Below are 14908 nucleotides of genomic sequence, written 5' to 3'. Positions count from 1 at the left end.
TGATAGCCCTCACATTCTAAACAGGCCGAAACGCGTCAGCTCAACCGGCGCATTCAGCGTTGCAGAGAGTGAAAGACCGAGCACTTCGCGGCTCTTGCGCGGATCGACAATACCGTCATCCCAAAGCCTTGCCGACGCATAAAGCGGGTGGCTTTGGCGCTCGAACATTTCCAGTGTTGGGCGCTTGAATTCCGCTTCTTCCTCTGCCGACCAGCTACCGCCGGTTCGTTCAATCCCATCACGCTTGACCGTTGCCAGCACGCCTGCCGCCTGTTCGCCGCCCATCACCGCGATGCGGCTGTTCGGCCATGTCCACAAAAAGCGCGGCGAATAAGCCCGCCCCGCCATGCCGTAATTGCCCGCGCCATAGGAGGCGCCAATCAGCATGGTGATTTTGGGCACATTGGCGGTCGCAACTGCCGTCACCAGCTTGGCCCCGTTCTTGGCTATGCCTTCGGCCTCATATTTTCGCCCAACCATGAAGCCGGTGATGTTTTGCAGAAAAACCAGCGGAATATTACGCTGGCAGCAAAGCTCGATGAAATGCGCGCCCTTGAGTGCTGCTTCAGAAAACAGCACGCCATTATTGGCGATAATGCCAACCGGCATACCGTAGACGCTAGCAAAACCGCACACAAGCGTGGTGCCGTAGCGCGCCTTGAACTCATCGAAATCGGAACCGTCGACCAGACGTGCGATCACCTCGCGCACATCATAGGGAATGCGCGTATCGGCGGAAACGACGCCCAGGATTTCTTCCGGGTCATAAAGCGGGGGAGCGCCGTCGCCTCTTGGAATGAACCCGCGCTTTTCGCGGTTGAGATTAGCAGCAATCGCACGCGCAATTTGCAGCGCATGCGCATCGTCATTGGCCAGATGATCGGCAACGCCGGAAAGCCTTGTATGCGTGTCACCACCGCCGAGATCTTCCGCGCTCACCACCTCTCCGGTTGCAGCTTTGACCAACGGTGGACCCGCCAGAAAGATGGTGCCCTGATTGCGCACGATCACTGTCTCGTCGCTCATGGCAGGCACGTACGCACCGCCTGCCGTGCAAGAACCCATGACCACGGCGATTTGCGGAATGCCCGCCGCCGACATTTGCGCCTGATTATAAAAGATGCGCCCGAAATGATCGCGATCCGGGAATACCTCATCTTGATTAGGTAAGTTCGCACCGCCTGAATCGACCAGATAGACGCATGGAAGGCGGTTTTCGCCAGCGATCTCCTGCGCCCGCAGATGCTTTTTCACGGTGATAGGATAATAGGTGCCGCCCTTCACCGTCGCATCATTACAGACGATCATGCATTCGCGGCCAGATACACGCCCGATGCCGGTGATAATGCCGCCTGAAGGCGCTGCACCCTCATACGTGCCGTGAGCTGCTGTCAGCCCTACTTCCAGAAAAGGCGAACCAGGATCAAGCAATTGCGCGACGCGGTCACGTGGCAGAATTTTCCCCCGCGAAACATGGCGTTCACGCGCTTTCTCGCCGCCACCATCGATGGCAAGTTGAGACGCTTCCGCTACGACATCGATCGCCGCCAGCATCGCCTTGCGATTGGCTTCAAAAGTGGTGCTGCGGGTCGAGATTTCTGATTTCAGAACCGGCATCAGCGGGTCTCCTGAAAGAGTTCCCGTCCAATCAGCATGCGGCGGATTTCAGATGTGCCTGCGCCGATTTCATATAGTTTTGCATCCCGCAGCAGACGCCCGGTCGGATAATCATTGATATACCCATTGCCGCCCAGTGCCTGTATTGCCTGCAACGCCATCTGCGTGGCGTTTTCAGCTGCATAGAGAATGCAGCCAGCCGCGTCCTTACGCGTCGTCTCGCCACGATCACAGGCCGCTGCCACAGCATAAACATAGGCGCGTGAGGCATTGAACAGCACATACATATCGGCAAGTTTGCCTTGCATAAGCTGAAACTCGCCAATCGGTTGGTCGAACTGCTTGCGCTCATGCACATAAGGCACGACGACATCCAGACAAGCCGCCATGATACCAAGCGGACCACCCGCCAACACCACGCGCTCATAATCCAGGCCGGACATCAGCACATTGACGCCCTTGCCCACCTGCCCAAGCAGATTTTCAGCTGGCACTTCACAATCCTCGAACACAAGTTCGCAGGTGTTGGAACCGCGCATACCAAGCTTGTCGAGCTTCTGCGCGGTCGAAAACCCCTTGAAACCTTTTTCGACGATGAAGGCACTGATCCCGCGCGGGTCTGCCGACGGATCGGTCTTGGCATAAACCACCAGCACATCGGCATCCGGGCCGTTGGTGATCCACATCTTGTTTCCGTTGAGAACGTAACGGTCGCCGCGTTTCTCGGCGGCAAGTTTCATCGAAACGACATCGGAACCAGCACCCGGCTCAGACATGGCGAGCGCGCCGACATGCTCGCCGGAAATAAGTTTTGGCAGATATTTTGCGCGTTGTTCGGGAGAGCCGTTACGCTTGATCTGATTGACACAGAGATTGGAATGCGCGCCATAGCTCAGGCCAATCGACGCCGACGCGCGGCTGATTTCTTCCATGGCAATACAATGAGCGAGATAGCCCATACCAGCACCGCCATAGTCTTCAGGAGCGGTGATCCCAAGCACACCAAGCTCACCCAGTTCACGCCAGAGATCCATGGGAAATGCATTGTTGCGGTCGGTGTCGGCAGCAAGCGGCGCAATGCGGCTTTCCGCAAAACGGCGCACAGTATCCCGAAGGGCTTCGATCTCCTCGCCAAGACCGAAGTTCATGCCCGATGCAAACATACTCGTCCTCCACAAGTTCTGCCCGGCTGCTGTTTTTAAGAACAGCTATGTTCCGGTCAGAGTGTCCCGTGGCGATCAAATAGGCAATGGGTTTGCGCGGCGTTCTGTGGCTATTTATTACCCTATAACGAAATTATCTTTCGCTGTCTAATCCTGCTCAAGATCGACAAGATTGCGATAAAGTTCCAGTGCTTCCGGGTTCGCCAGCGCTTCCCTGTTTTTCACGTCGCGTCCGTGCACAATGTCACGCACGGCAAGTTCAACGATTTTTCCAGACTTAGTACGCGGAATATCTTTGACCGCCACGATCTTCGCTGGCACATGGCGCGGCGTAGCACCTGTGCGGACTTTCGTCTTGATGCGTGCTTTCAGATCATCGTCAAGCGCAACACCCTCAATCAACCGCACGAACAGCACCACGCGCACGTCATGATCCCAATCCTGCCCGATGCAGAGCGCTTCCACGATCTCCGGCATCTGCTCTACCTGATTGTAAATCTCCGCCGTGCCGATCCGCACACCGCCTGGATTAAGCGTCGCATCCGAACGGCCATGAATGATGATGCCATCATGCGCGGTCCATTCAGCGAAATCGCCATGACACCAGATATTGTCGAAACGCTCGAAATAAGCCGCCTTATATTTCTCGCCGCCCGGGTCATTCCAGAATTGTAACGGCATAGAGGGGAAGGCTTTGGTGCAGACCAGTTCGCCTTTTTGCTCACGTACCGGCTTACCATCGTCGTCCCACACATCGACAGCCATGCCGAGACCCGCGCCTTGAATCTCGCCTTGCCACACTGGCTCGGTCGGCACACCGAGTACGAAGCAGGAAACGATATCCGTACCGCCTGAGATTGACGCCAGATGCACGTCCTTCTTGATCCCCTCATAGACGAAGGCAAAGCCTTCCGGCGACAAGGGCGAGCCGGTGGAGGAGATTGTCCGCAGTGCGGAAAGATCATGTGTCTCGCTGGGCTTCAATCCCGCCTTCGCTACAGCATCGATGAACTTGGCCGACGTGCCGAAATAGGTCATGCCTTCGGCTGCCGCATAGTCAAACAATGCGTTCCCATCAGGATGGAAAGGCGAGCCGTCATAGAGCAACAATGTTGCGCCGGTGGCGATGCCTGACGCCAGCCAGTTCCACATCATCCAGCCACAGGTGGTGAAATAAAAGAAACGGTCGCCATCGCGAATATCCGCATGCAGGCGGTGTTCCTTCAAATGCTGCAACAGCACGCCGCCCGCGCGATGTACGATGCATTTCGGAATGCCCGTCGTGCCGGACGAAAACAGGATACAAAGCGGATGATCGAATGGCTGGCGGGTGAATTCGACCTCTTTTGCCATGATTGATGCAAGTGCATTATCAAGCGCAATGCCCCTCTCGGCTCGGCTTGCAACAGCTTCTGCCTCACCAAGATAGGTCACAATGACGGATCGTTTTAATCCCGGCAACTTCGCCGTCACTTCTGCAATCTTGTCGGATACGTCTATGCGCTTGCCATTGTACCAGTAACCATCGCAAGCGAAAAACAGTTTTGGCTCAATCTGACCGAAGCGGTCCAGCACACCCTGAACGCCAAAATCCGGCGAGCAGGATGACCAGACAGCACCAATCGACGAGGTCGCCAGCATGAGAGCCACGGCTTCCGGCATATTGGGCATCATACCCGCGATACGATCACCGGGCTTTACCCCTTCTGCCAGCATAAATTGCTGGAGCTTAGAGACGAGTGCATGAAGGTCATCCCATGTCAGGCGGCGCTCGACCTTGTTCTCCCCACGAAAGACGATTGCTTCAGTCTCGCCTTTCTTGTGCAGGAGGTTCTCTGCGAAATTGAGCATGGCTTGAGGGAAAAATTGCGCCGTACGCATATGGCCTTCGTCGATAAGAGCTATCTCGCCACGTGTACCAATTACATCGCAGAAATCCCAGAGCGACGTCCAGAAACCGGCACGATCTTCTACGGACCAGCAATGCAATGCCTGATAATCAGCAAGTTTCCGACCTGTCCTCTCCTCTGCCTGCACGCGAAACTTCTCGAGCGCGCTTGCCGCGATGCGCCTAGCATCGGGTTGCCACAGCGGATGGATGTCAACGGAAATAGCCTCTTTAATCATCATTCCTCCCAGAATCATGTGAAGCTGAAAACCGTCTTCCGGTCAGCTCCAACACGAATTTCTAAAAGAGACTTGCCGCCTCGTCCATGCCTTTGCTGAGAAACATATTTTCTTGATGCAATGCGATGTTCTTTACAAAGGTCAGGCGGTTCCCTCTGGAAGCGGCAACTTCGTAGATTCATCTTCTTGGTTTACCCACGCATTAATACGCATAACGAGCCAGCGATTGATTGGGTTTTCGAAAAGGTGCCAAGCGACAACTGCTGCCAGAAGGCTTGCCGAAACACCACCACCGATCAGCAATATTGCCCCCATTGTGGTCTCTCCCCAATGTTGCGGAATGGCATTGAAAAAGACGAGCCCTACGAGAGGATGCAGAATGAAAATGCCGAAGCTGTATCGGGACAGCGTCACCAGTGGACGAAGCCGCAGCGGCGTATAGATATTCTCTATGGCGGCAAGATAAAGCACGTAAAGGCAAAAATAGAGAAAGGCCAAACGCAACGGACCCTCCAGCGTGGCCGGCTCGCCTGCAACGCTTTCTGGATGATAAAATAGAAAGATCATCAGACAAGCAGCGAGCGCAATCTTAATTAAGATTGCTGGAACTTTATGGTGCGTTTGCCGTGCAAGCCACATTCCAAAGAGGAACGACGGCAGAGCGCGTAAAACGCCAATATCAGCAAACTGAATACGAGTGATCGACAATACATTCAGCTTCTGCGCCAGATATTCCCCGCCCATCACAGCAACGATGATGACGATGAGGATCAAGCCTCCAAGACGGTGGCACAGAATGTCGAACAGCGGAAAACAGAGATACATTAAGAAGAGCGCGCTCAGCGACCAGCTGACGTAATTATAAGAAAGTGTTCTTCCGAGCCCCCAATCGTGAATAAGCAGCAATTGCGTGAGCCCATCCGACAGGCTCATATTGGGTTCAGCAGTAGGATGAAGCAGGCCGGTGGCAGTGAGGACAGACAGAAGCGCAAAGCACGCAAAGGTTATTGCGTGTAGCGGATAAATTCGCGCCAGACGCTTTCCGACAAAGCCAATATAATGGCGCCTATTCCATATATAATTATCTCGACGTGCAAGAAACAATCCAGAAACAATAAAAAAGACATCGGTAAAATAAGAGAATGTTAATATAAGCTCTTGCAGGTGATCGCTCTTCACGGGAAGCCGGAAGGAAAAATGAAAGATTGCGATTCCCAAGCACAGAAGAAACCGCAAACCGTCGAATTCAGCAATCCTCTTCATTCAACGTATCACTGACAATTGTTTCAATGAAACTTCAGTAGCAATATTGAGTGAAAAGTCGAGCGAAACTTAATATTGGCAAATATGAAACCAAATCAGGTTTTTCTGAATGTTTTTGTAAATCTAACATCACTGGGGATTTTGGTGGAGCCAAGCGGGATCGAACCGCTGACCTCTTGCATGCCATGCAAGCGCTCTCCCAGCTGAGCTATGGCCCCATCCGGCCTCTTTCGAGGTGGGCCAGACAGGAATTACTGTCTGGTGTGGCGGCTTATTAAATGGCTCGCTACAGAAGATCAAGAGCTAAATCACAACTCTTTTGGTATCTGCCAAAAATAATTTGCCGATTATGCTCAAGCTGCCTTCAAGATAGGCCAAAGCCGCAAAAAGAAATATTAAAACGCAACAAGGCGGCCCAATGAGCCGCCTTGTTGAAACTGATCCGTGAAGACCGGATTAGACTTCTTCGTCGTCACCGCCGACGCCGCCACCCAGAATACCGGATACGTCGTCGTCTTCGTCTTCCTCTTCTTCGAGGAATGTATCGTCATCATCGTCGCCAAGATCGACGTCGTCGTCGATTTCCGGCAGATCTTCGCCGCCCTTGGCTTCGTCGTCCGCATCCTCGAGAGAAACGAATTCTGGCTTTTCCAGTGCGGTATCCAGCTCTTCGGCTTCTTCTTCCTGTTCGGCCGCACGGCTTTCCGCTACAGTCGCTTCAAAATACGACCGTGGGTACGAAATGCCGGTGTAAGGCGAAACAATCGGGTCGCGATTGAGATCGTAAAACTTCTTGCCCGTTTCCGGATCGATGCGCTTGGTACCAAGTTCAGATTTTGCCACGTTTAGCCTCGTGAGTTTTTATCCCTGTCGTGCCTGTGGCACTCCACGCCTCTTGTTGTCCCCGTCGCGCCTGCGACGTTTTAGGCCGCTTGTTCATCCGGGTCACAAATTCATTCAAACCGCGTCTGCTACGCTTACATGCTTTAAGCTCGCCATTATACTCCAAACCTTCAGTTGGTGAGGAGAAGGCGTGAAGCGCGCCTTACGGTGTTGTTCGGTGCATAAACGCAATTTGCAGCTTTTGTCAAAGCCAAAGACTCATTCTGCTCTCTTACAATGCCTCAAATCACGCATTGGCGGATGACCCCGCCCTGTTCCTGTGCTAGGAAGCTGCCGCTTTGATCAATCCCGCGTGAATAACGCCCAAATGAGACAGTGAAAAATCCATGTCCCATTCTGCATCCCCGAAACCTGCAATCGCCCGCCATTCTGAGGCACTTAAGGGTGAAATCCGCATTCCGGGTGACAAATCTATTTCCCACCGCTCCTTCATGTTCGGTGGTCTCGCATCAGGTGAAACCCGCATTACAGGTCTGCTGGAAGGCGAGGACGTCATCAATACAGGCCGTGCCATGCAGGCCATGGGTGCCAAGATCCGCAAAGATGGTAATGTCTGGGTCATCAACGGTGTCGGCAATGGCTGCCTGTTGCAACCAGAAGCGCCGCTCGATTTCGGTAACGCCGGAACCGGTGCCCGTCTCACCATGGGCCTCGTCGGCACTTACGATATGACGACGACCTTTATCGGTGACGCATCGCTGACCTCGCGCCCTATGGGCCGTGTGCTTAATCCGCTGCGTGAAATGGGCGTTCAGGTAAAGGCTTCCGAAGGCGATCGCCTGCCGCTGACATTGACAGGCCCAAAGACAGCCAATCCGATCAGCTATCGCGTGCCTATGGCTTCTGCGCAGGTGAAATCTGCAGTTCTGCTTGCCGGCCTCAATACGCCAGGTGTCACCACCGTCATTGAACCGGTCATGACGCGCGATCACACTGAAAAGATGTTGCAGGGCTTTGGTGCCGACCTTTCGGTCGAAACCGACAACGAGGGTGTTCGCCATATCCGCATCACCGGACAAGGCAAGCTTATCGGACAGACCATCGACGTGCCGGGCGATCCTTCATCAACAGCCTTCCCACTTGTGGCGGCGCTGCTTGTTGAAGGTTCGGATGTCACCATTCGCAACGTGCTGATGAACCCGACCCGCACTGGCCTTATCCTCACTTTACAGGAAATGGGCGCAGACATCGAAATCATCGATCCGCGTCTTGCGGGCGGTGAAGATGTTGCCGATCTGCGCGTGAAATCCTCGAAGCTCAAGGGCGTTACTGTTCCTCCGGAACGTGCGCCTTCGATGATCGATGAATATCCGGTTCTGGCGATTGCGGCTTCTTTTGCTGAAGGCGAAACCACCATGGATGGTCTCGACGAACTGCGCGTCAAAGAATCAGATCGTCTTGCAGCGGTCGCCCGCGGCCTCGAAGCCAATGGCGTCGATTGCACCGAAGGCGAAATGTCCCTGACCGTTCGCGGTCGTCCAGACGGCAAGGGCCTGGGCGGCGGTACAGTTGCCACACACCTTGATCACCGCATCGCAATGAGCTTCCTCGTCATGGGGCTGGCTTCAGAAAAGCCGGTCACTGTCGATGACAGCACGATGATCGCCACTTCATTTCCGGAATTCATGACCATGATGCCGGACATTGGTGCGAAAATCAAAGTAAGCGAGCAGCAATGACAAGCTTCGTCGTTGCCATCGACGGACCAGCAGCTTCGGGCAAGGGAACTCTTGCCCGACGCATTGCCATTCATTACGGTATTCCTCATCTCGATACCGGGTTAACCTATCGTGCAGTTGCGAAAGCGCTGCTCGATAAGGACTTACCGCTCGATAATGAGGTGATTGCGGCGGAAGTCGCCCTTCATCTCGATCTGCACGAGATGGACAAGAACGTGCTTTCTGCCCATGCCATTGGCGAGGCGGCCTCCAAAGTGGCTGTCATGCCTGCCGTACGACGCGCACTTGTTGAAGCGCAGCGTAATTTTGCAGCCGCATTGCCATCAAGCGTGCTTGACGGACGCGATATCGGAACGGTCGTCTGTCCACAGGCCGAAATCAAGCTCTTTGTGACTGCCTCGCCGGAAGTGCGTGCACAGCGCCGCTTTGAAGAGATCGTCGCAAAAGGTGGCACGGCCGATTTCGATAAAATTCTGGCCGATCTCAAGACGCGCGACGAGCGCGACATGAACCGCACGGATTCGCCGTTGCGGCCTGCGGAAGACGCGCACTTGCTAGATACGAGCGAAATGAGTATAGAAGCGGCATTTCTTGCGGCGAAAAAGCTGATTGATCACGCTTTCGCGCAGCACAAGGCATAATATCGGGATAGTCGCGAGACTTTCTGGTATAATTATGCCCTAGAAATGCTGGATAATTCGGGGTTTGTTCCTATATAGGTCTCACCCGCATTTATAACCTGACTTCGCGTTCCACGCGCCGGTTGTCCCAAAGGGACGGAACCGAAGGACAGGCCTAACGCAACGCTAACCCCCGGCGCCGCATCCGATGTTGTTTCATACCGGATGCATCAGGAGTATTTATGTCTGAATTCAATCCCTCTCTCGCAGACTTCGAGTCGCTGCTGGCCGAATCCTTTGCCAACAATGACCTTGCAGAAGGTTATGTTGTAAAGGGTCGCATCGTTGCCATCGAAAAAGATATGGCAATCATCGATGCAGGCCTCAAGGTCGAAGGTCGCGTACCGCTGAAGGAATTCGGCGCGAAGGGCAAAGACGGCTCGATGAAGCCGGGCGACGAAGTTGAAGTTTACGTTGAGCGCATCGAAAACGCACTCGGCGAAGCTGTTCTGTCGCGCGAAAAAGCACGTCGTGAAGAAAGCTGGGGCAAGCTCGAGCAGAAGTTCGCCAATGGCGAGCGCGTCGATGGCGTTATCTTCAATCAGGTCAAGGGTGGTTTCACCGTCGATCTCGATGGCGCAGTTGCATTCCTTCCACGTTCGCAGGTCGACATTCGTCCGATCCGCGACGTTACCCCGCTCATGCACGTCCCACAGCCTTTCGAAATTCTCAAGATGGACAAGCGTCGCGGCAACATCGTTGTCTCGCGTCGTACCGTTCTTGAAGAAAGCCGTGCGGAACAGCGTTCGGAAATCGTTCAGAACCTTGAAGAAGGTCAGGTTGTTGAAGGCGTTGTCAAGAACATCACCGATTACGGTGCGTTCGTTGACCTCGGCGGCATCGACGGCCTCCTGCACGTTACTGACATGGCATGGCGCCGCGTCAACCATCCTTCGGAAATCCTCACCATCGGCCAGACGGTCAAGGTGCAGATTATCCGTATCAACCAGGAAACTCATCGTATCTCGCTCGGCATGAAGCAGCTCGAGAACGATCCTTGGGATGGCATCGGCGCGAAGTACCCGATCGGCAAAAAGATCACCGGCACTGTCACGAACATCACCGACTACGGTGCATTCGTCGAAATCGAGCCAGGCATCGAAGGCCTGATCCACGTTTCCGAAATGTCGTGGACCAAGAAGAATGTCCATCCGGGCAAAATTCTTTCGACCACTCAGGAAGTCGAAGTCGTTGTTCTCGAAGTGGATCCGGTCAAGCGCCGCATCTCCCTCGGTCTCAAGCAGACCCTCGACAACCCATGGACCACGTTCGCTCAGAAGTACCCACAGGGCACGATCGTTGAAGGCGAAGTCAAGAACAAGACCGAATTCGGCCTGTTTATTGGTCTCGACGGCGACGTTGACGGCATGGTTCACCTCTCCGACCTCGACTGGAACCGTCCAGGCGAACAGGTTATCGAAGAGTACAACAAGGGTGAAGTCGTTAAGGCTGTCGTTCTCGATGTTGACATCGAGAAGGAACGCATCTCGCTCGGCATCAAGCAGCTTTCCGGCGACAAGGTCGGCGAAGCAGCAGCTTCGGGTGAACTGCGCAAGAACGCCGTTGTAACCTGTGAAGTCACAGCAGTTACCGATGGTGGTCTTGAAGTTCGTCTCGTCGACCACGACCTCGACAGCTTCATCAAGCGCTCTGATCTGTCTCGTGACCGCGATGAACAGCGTCCAGAACGCTTCACCGTTGGTCAGAAGGTTGACGCTCGCGTCATCGCCTTCGACAAGAAGACCCGCAAGCTGCAGGTCTCGATCAAGGCACTCGAAATCGCTGAAGAAAAAGAAGCAGTTGCTCAGTACGGTTCGTCCGACTCAGGCGCTTCGCTCGGCGATATTCTTGCTGCAGCCATGAAGAAGTCGGAAACCAACTAATAGGTTCTGATCTTCTGCCAAAAATGAGAAAGCCCGCCATTCGGCGGGCTTTTTCTTTTCTGCATATGCATATCCATAAGAGCTTCGGCGCTTAGTTCTCAGACGCGATTTGAGCTGATAAGAGTGAGATTCAACGCTCTAAACTCCTTTTAATTGAAGCACGATCTTATCGACCCTCGTTTCATTCTGCTCGGAATTATGCTTTAAAATTCCATCCTCACACGACGCCGAGCAGATGGATGAGACCCAAGCTGATTGCCCCCAGAACCAGCAGCGAAAGAATGGCGGTGAGCGTTACGCGTCCACCCGCTGAGGCAACGGAGCGTATATCGACACCCAATCCCAGTGCAGCCATGGAAATAATCGTCAAGGCTGTCGATGCGAATTGAATGCCTGGCAGAATGGTGTTCGGGATGAGATGCAGCGAGCGCAGCGCCATCATACCGAGAAATCCAATGATGAACCAAGGCACGAGTTGCAGGAAGCCGGGCTTTACCTCTGCGTCCTTGTTACCGGCCAGAACCGATAGCGTCAGAATGACCGGCCCCAGCATCAGCACGCGCACCAGCTTGACCAATGTTCCAAGCTGCACGCTGATGGTGGCTATCGGCGCAGTGGCTGCGAGAACCTGCGGCACGGCATAAACCGTTAAACCGGCGAGAATGCCATATTGTGTATGTGACAGGCCCAGCAGTGGCACCAGCAGCGGCAGGCACAGCACGACGACAACACCGAGAATGGCAGTAAACGCGATTGAGGCCGCGATATCTTCGCTGTCTGCCCCAATGACTGGTGCTGTGGCCGCGATGGCCGAGTTGCCGCAGATTGAATTGCCACAAGCAACCAGAACGGCCATGCGATGAGGCAATTTAAACAGCCGCCCGATGCCATAGCTGAAGGTAATCGCCATCATCACAACGCAGGCAATGCCGAGTATTAAGCCTGGTCCGGCATCAATCACAGCACTTGCACTGATGGAAGCACCGAGCAAGACAACGGCAATCTCCAGCAGCATTTTTGCTGAAAAGCTGATGCCTTTGGCAAATTGCTTGCCGGGGCGAAAAATGCTTCTGACTGCAGTCCCGATCAGGATCGCCAATACCAGCGCTTCGAGCCAAGCTTTGCCCGTATAGTGCTCCTCGACCTTTTCAAGCCCGACAGCAACTGCTGAGACGGCGAGGCTAAGTGCTAGGCCGGGGAGAATGTTCTTGAATTTATTCGATGTTGCGGCTGTCATCTGGTTTGGCATTCATATCTTGAGAAATATTTTCCAATCAGATGCCGCATTTCTTCTGTTCATTCCATCACATTATATGTCACAATTCATTCGATAAGATCGAACGATTGACGCTATGACACTGGAACAATTACGTATTTTCATTGAAGTCGCCGAGCGTGAGCATCTCACCCGTGCTTCCGAAGCGCTTCATCTGACGCCATCGGCGGTGAGTTCAGCGATCCGAACGCTGGAAGACCGCTATGGTGCGATGCTTTTCAATCGCATTGGGCGTCGGATTGAGCTGACCGGTGATGGGCGTATGTTTCTCGATGAAGCCCGCGCAACACTTGCGCGAGCACAATCGGCGGAGCGTATGCTTTCGGAGCTTGGCGGCGGCAAACGCGGCTCGCTTGCCATACATGCGAGCCAGACCATCGCCAGCTACTGGCTGCCGCCCTATCTCGCACGGTTTCATGCCACCTCACCCCTCATCGAGGTTCGGCTTACGCTTGGCAATACAGAAAGTGTGACTGAAGCTACCGAAGCAGGGCTCGCCGATATCGGGCTGGTTGAAGGCGCTGTTCAGGCACCCACACTTTCATTGCGCAAGGTCGGCACAGATCAGCTCATTGTCGTCACACGACCTGATCACGAATGGTGCGATGCCGGTAAGCTCGCATGGGACACGCTGTTTCATGGAAAGTGGATACTGCGCGAACATGGCTCAGGCACCCGCAGCGTATTCGAGGATGCAATGCGCGTCGCAGGCTACAATCCTTCACGTCTTAACATCGCACTGGAATTGCCATCCAACGAGGCCATCTGCTCTGCCGTATTGTCTGGCAACTATGTCACCGCGATTTCTGAACTGGTGGCAGCGCCACATCTTGCCGCGGGCACACTGGTAAAAGCCAACTTCGTGTTGCCACAGAGACAGTTTCTCATGCTTTCGCACAATGATCGCTATCAGACCAAGGCGCTCAAATCTTTCGCCGCCATGCTGATGAAAGAACCAGACATGTCGCGCACAGAACAACTCCCCGACCGATAAGCGCTGTAGGCTTCCAGCACGGGGATGTCCCCCGCACATCTCGACCCCATTATGCGGATCGGGACTGATCCGCACTGTCGATCTGGAGGAGGTAGACATGAGCAGGAATAGAGGCGTCGTGTATATGCGCCCGGGTAAAGTCGAAGTTCGTGACATTGATGATCCGGTATTGAGCGCACCTGATGGTCGCAAACTTGATCACGCCGTCATCCTGAAAGTCATCACAACCAATATTTGCGGCTCCGACCAACACATGGTGCGTGGTCGTACCACTGCCATGCCCGGCCTTGTGCTCGGTCACGAAATCACAGGCGAAGTGATTGAAAAAGGCAGCGATGTCGAAATGCTTGAAGTGGGCGACATCGTTTCGGTACCGTTTAACGTCGCCTGTGGGCGCTGCCGCTGCTGCAAATCGCAGGACACAGGTGTCTGCCTCACAGTCAACCCCTCGCGCGCCGGTGGCGCTTATGGCTATGTCGATATGGGCGGCTGGATTGGCGGGCAAGCGCGCTATGTCATGGTGCCTTATGCAGACTTCAACCTGCTGAAATTTCCAGATCGTGAACAGGCCATCGAGAAAATTCGCGACCTGACCATGCTTTCCGACATTCTGCCCACCGGCTTCCATGGTGCGGTGAAGGCTGGCGTTGGGGTAGGCTCGATCGTCTATGTGGCAGGTGCCGGTCCTGTTGGGCTTGCTGCAGCAGCATCCGCCCGCATCCTGGGCGCTGCAGTCGTCATGGTTGGAGACTTCAATAAGGAACGTCTTGAGCACGCACGGAAAGTGGGCTTCGAGCCGATTGATCTGTCCGCCAGCGATCGCCTCGGCGATATGATTGCCGAAGTAACCGGCAGCAATGAAGTGGATAGCGCCATTGATGCGGTAGGCTTTGAAGCACGTGGTCACAGTGGCGGTGAGCAGCCGGCAATCGTGCTCAACCAGATGATGGAAATCACGCGCCCTGCCGGTTCCATCGGCATTCCAGGTCTTTATGTGACGGAAGATCCGGGTGCTGTCGACAAGGCAGCCCAGCAGGGAAGTCTTTCCTTACGCTTTGGTCTTGGCTGGGCAAAGGCGCAGTCTTTCCATACAGGACAGACGCCAGTGGTTAAATATAATCGCCAACTGATGCAGGCCATTTTGCACGGACGTCTGAACATTGCCGAAATCGTCAATGCGCAGGTGATTTCGTTGGATGACGCACCACAAGGCTATGAAAGCTTCGATCAGGGCGTGGCGAAGAAATTCGTCCTCGACCCGCACGGGATGCTGACAAAGGCCGCTTAAAATACTGATGCCGGGAGTTTTGGCTCCCGGCATCA

11 protein-coding genes and 1 tRNA gene are annotated in these 14908 nt (G+C 54.3%); 5 read left to right on the top strand and 7 right to left on the bottom strand.

The genetic code is table 11. From position 1 onward, the window contains the following. Nucleotides 1-9: 9 nt before the first annotated feature. The 6 genes from CES85_RS09640 to CES85_RS09615 form a co-directional block, all read right to left on the bottom strand. Nucleotides 10-1617: a carboxyl transferase domain-containing protein gene (locus CES85_RS09640; protein ID WP_095445808.1), complete on the bottom strand. Its 1608-nt coding sequence runs from the start codon at nt 1615-1617 to the stop codon at nt 10-12. Next, the gene (locus CES85_RS09635) at nt 1617-2765 is read right to left on the bottom strand and encodes an isovaleryl-CoA dehydrogenase (RefSeq protein WP_208636305.1); all 1149 of its coding nucleotides are present in this window, start codon (nt 2763-2765) and stop codon (nt 1617-1619) included. Before CES85_RS09635 ends, CES85_RS09640 begins: the two co-directional genes overlap by 1 nt. A gap of 162 nt (nt 2766-2927) precedes the next feature. Beyond that, on the bottom strand, nt 2928-4910 hold the full coding sequence (locus tag CES85_RS09630; protein ID WP_095447818.1) for an acetoacetate--CoA ligase: 1983 nt from the start codon (nt 4908-4910) through the stop codon (nt 2928-2930). A gap of 138 nt (nt 4911-5048) precedes the next feature. Next, entirely contained in the window at nt 5049-6170 is a 1122-nt protein-coding gene (locus tag CES85_RS09625; RefSeq protein WP_095445806.1) for an acyltransferase family protein, read from the bottom strand. A 142-nt stretch (nt 6171-6312) separates the two neighbouring features. Next, nucleotides 6313-6388: transfer RNA gene (locus tag CES85_RS09620), tRNA-Ala, on the bottom strand. A 238-nt stretch (nt 6389-6626) separates the two neighbouring features. Next, nucleotides 6627-7013: a TIGR02300 family protein gene (locus CES85_RS09615; protein ID WP_095445805.1), complete on the bottom strand. Its 387-nt coding sequence runs from the start codon at nt 7011-7013 to the stop codon at nt 6627-6629. Between the two features lie 386 nt (nt 7014-7399). On the opposite strand from CES85_RS09615, the gene aroA reads away from it, so the two are divergent. The 3 genes from aroA to rpsA all read left to right on the top strand — a co-directional run bounded on the left by aroA (nt 7400) and on the right by rpsA (nt 11315). Continuing rightward, nucleotides 7400-8752 carry a 3-phosphoshikimate 1-carboxyvinyltransferase gene (gene aroA, locus CES85_RS09610; protein WP_095445804.1) on the top strand — a complete coding sequence of 451 codons (1353 nt, stop codon included), beginning with the start codon at nt 7400-7402 and terminating at the stop codon, nt 8750-8752. Next, nucleotides 8749-9393, top strand: coding sequence for a (d)CMP kinase (gene cmk / locus CES85_RS09605; protein WP_095445803.1), 645 nt, complete (start codon nt 8749-8751; stop codon nt 9391-9393). Before aroA ends, cmk begins: the two co-directional genes overlap by 4 nt. 221 nt (nt 9394-9614) lie before the next feature. Beyond that, nucleotides 9615-11315 (top strand): 30S ribosomal protein S1, encoded by a 1701-nt coding sequence (rpsA, locus tag CES85_RS09600; protein WP_095445802.1) that lies wholly within the window; start codon nt 9615-9617, stop codon nt 11313-11315. Nucleotides 11316-11532: 217 nt separating this feature from the next. Here the strand turns inward: rpsA and CES85_RS09595 are convergent, their stop codons facing one another. Then, nucleotides 11533-12552: a YeiH family protein gene (locus CES85_RS09595; protein ID WP_095447817.1), complete on the bottom strand. Its 1020-nt coding sequence runs from the start codon at nt 12550-12552 to the stop codon at nt 11533-11535. 115 nt (nt 12553-12667) lie between these two features. Here CES85_RS09595 and CES85_RS09590 point away from each other — a divergent pair, with 115 nt between their 5' ends. Together CES85_RS09590 and fdhA are read left to right on the top strand one after the other, a co-directional pair. Then, nucleotides 12668-13585, top strand: coding sequence for a LysR family transcriptional regulator (locus CES85_RS09590; protein ID WP_095445801.1), 918 nt, complete (start codon nt 12668-12670; stop codon nt 13583-13585). 97 nt (nt 13586-13682) lie between these two features. Beyond that, entirely contained in the window at nt 13683-14873 is a 1191-nt protein-coding gene (fdhA, locus tag CES85_RS09585; RefSeq protein ID WP_095445800.1) for a formaldehyde dehydrogenase, glutathione-independent, read from the top strand. Nucleotides 14874-14908: the final 35 nt, after the last annotated feature.

Source organism: Ochrobactrum quorumnocens, assembly GCF_002278035.1.
In the GTDB taxonomy this organism is placed as follows: domain Bacteria; phylum Pseudomonadota; class Alphaproteobacteria; order Rhizobiales; family Rhizobiaceae; genus Brucella; species Brucella quorumnocens.
The sequence above is the reverse complement of the archived record's forward strand: the minus strand, read 5'-3'. Positions and strand labels throughout refer to the sequence as shown.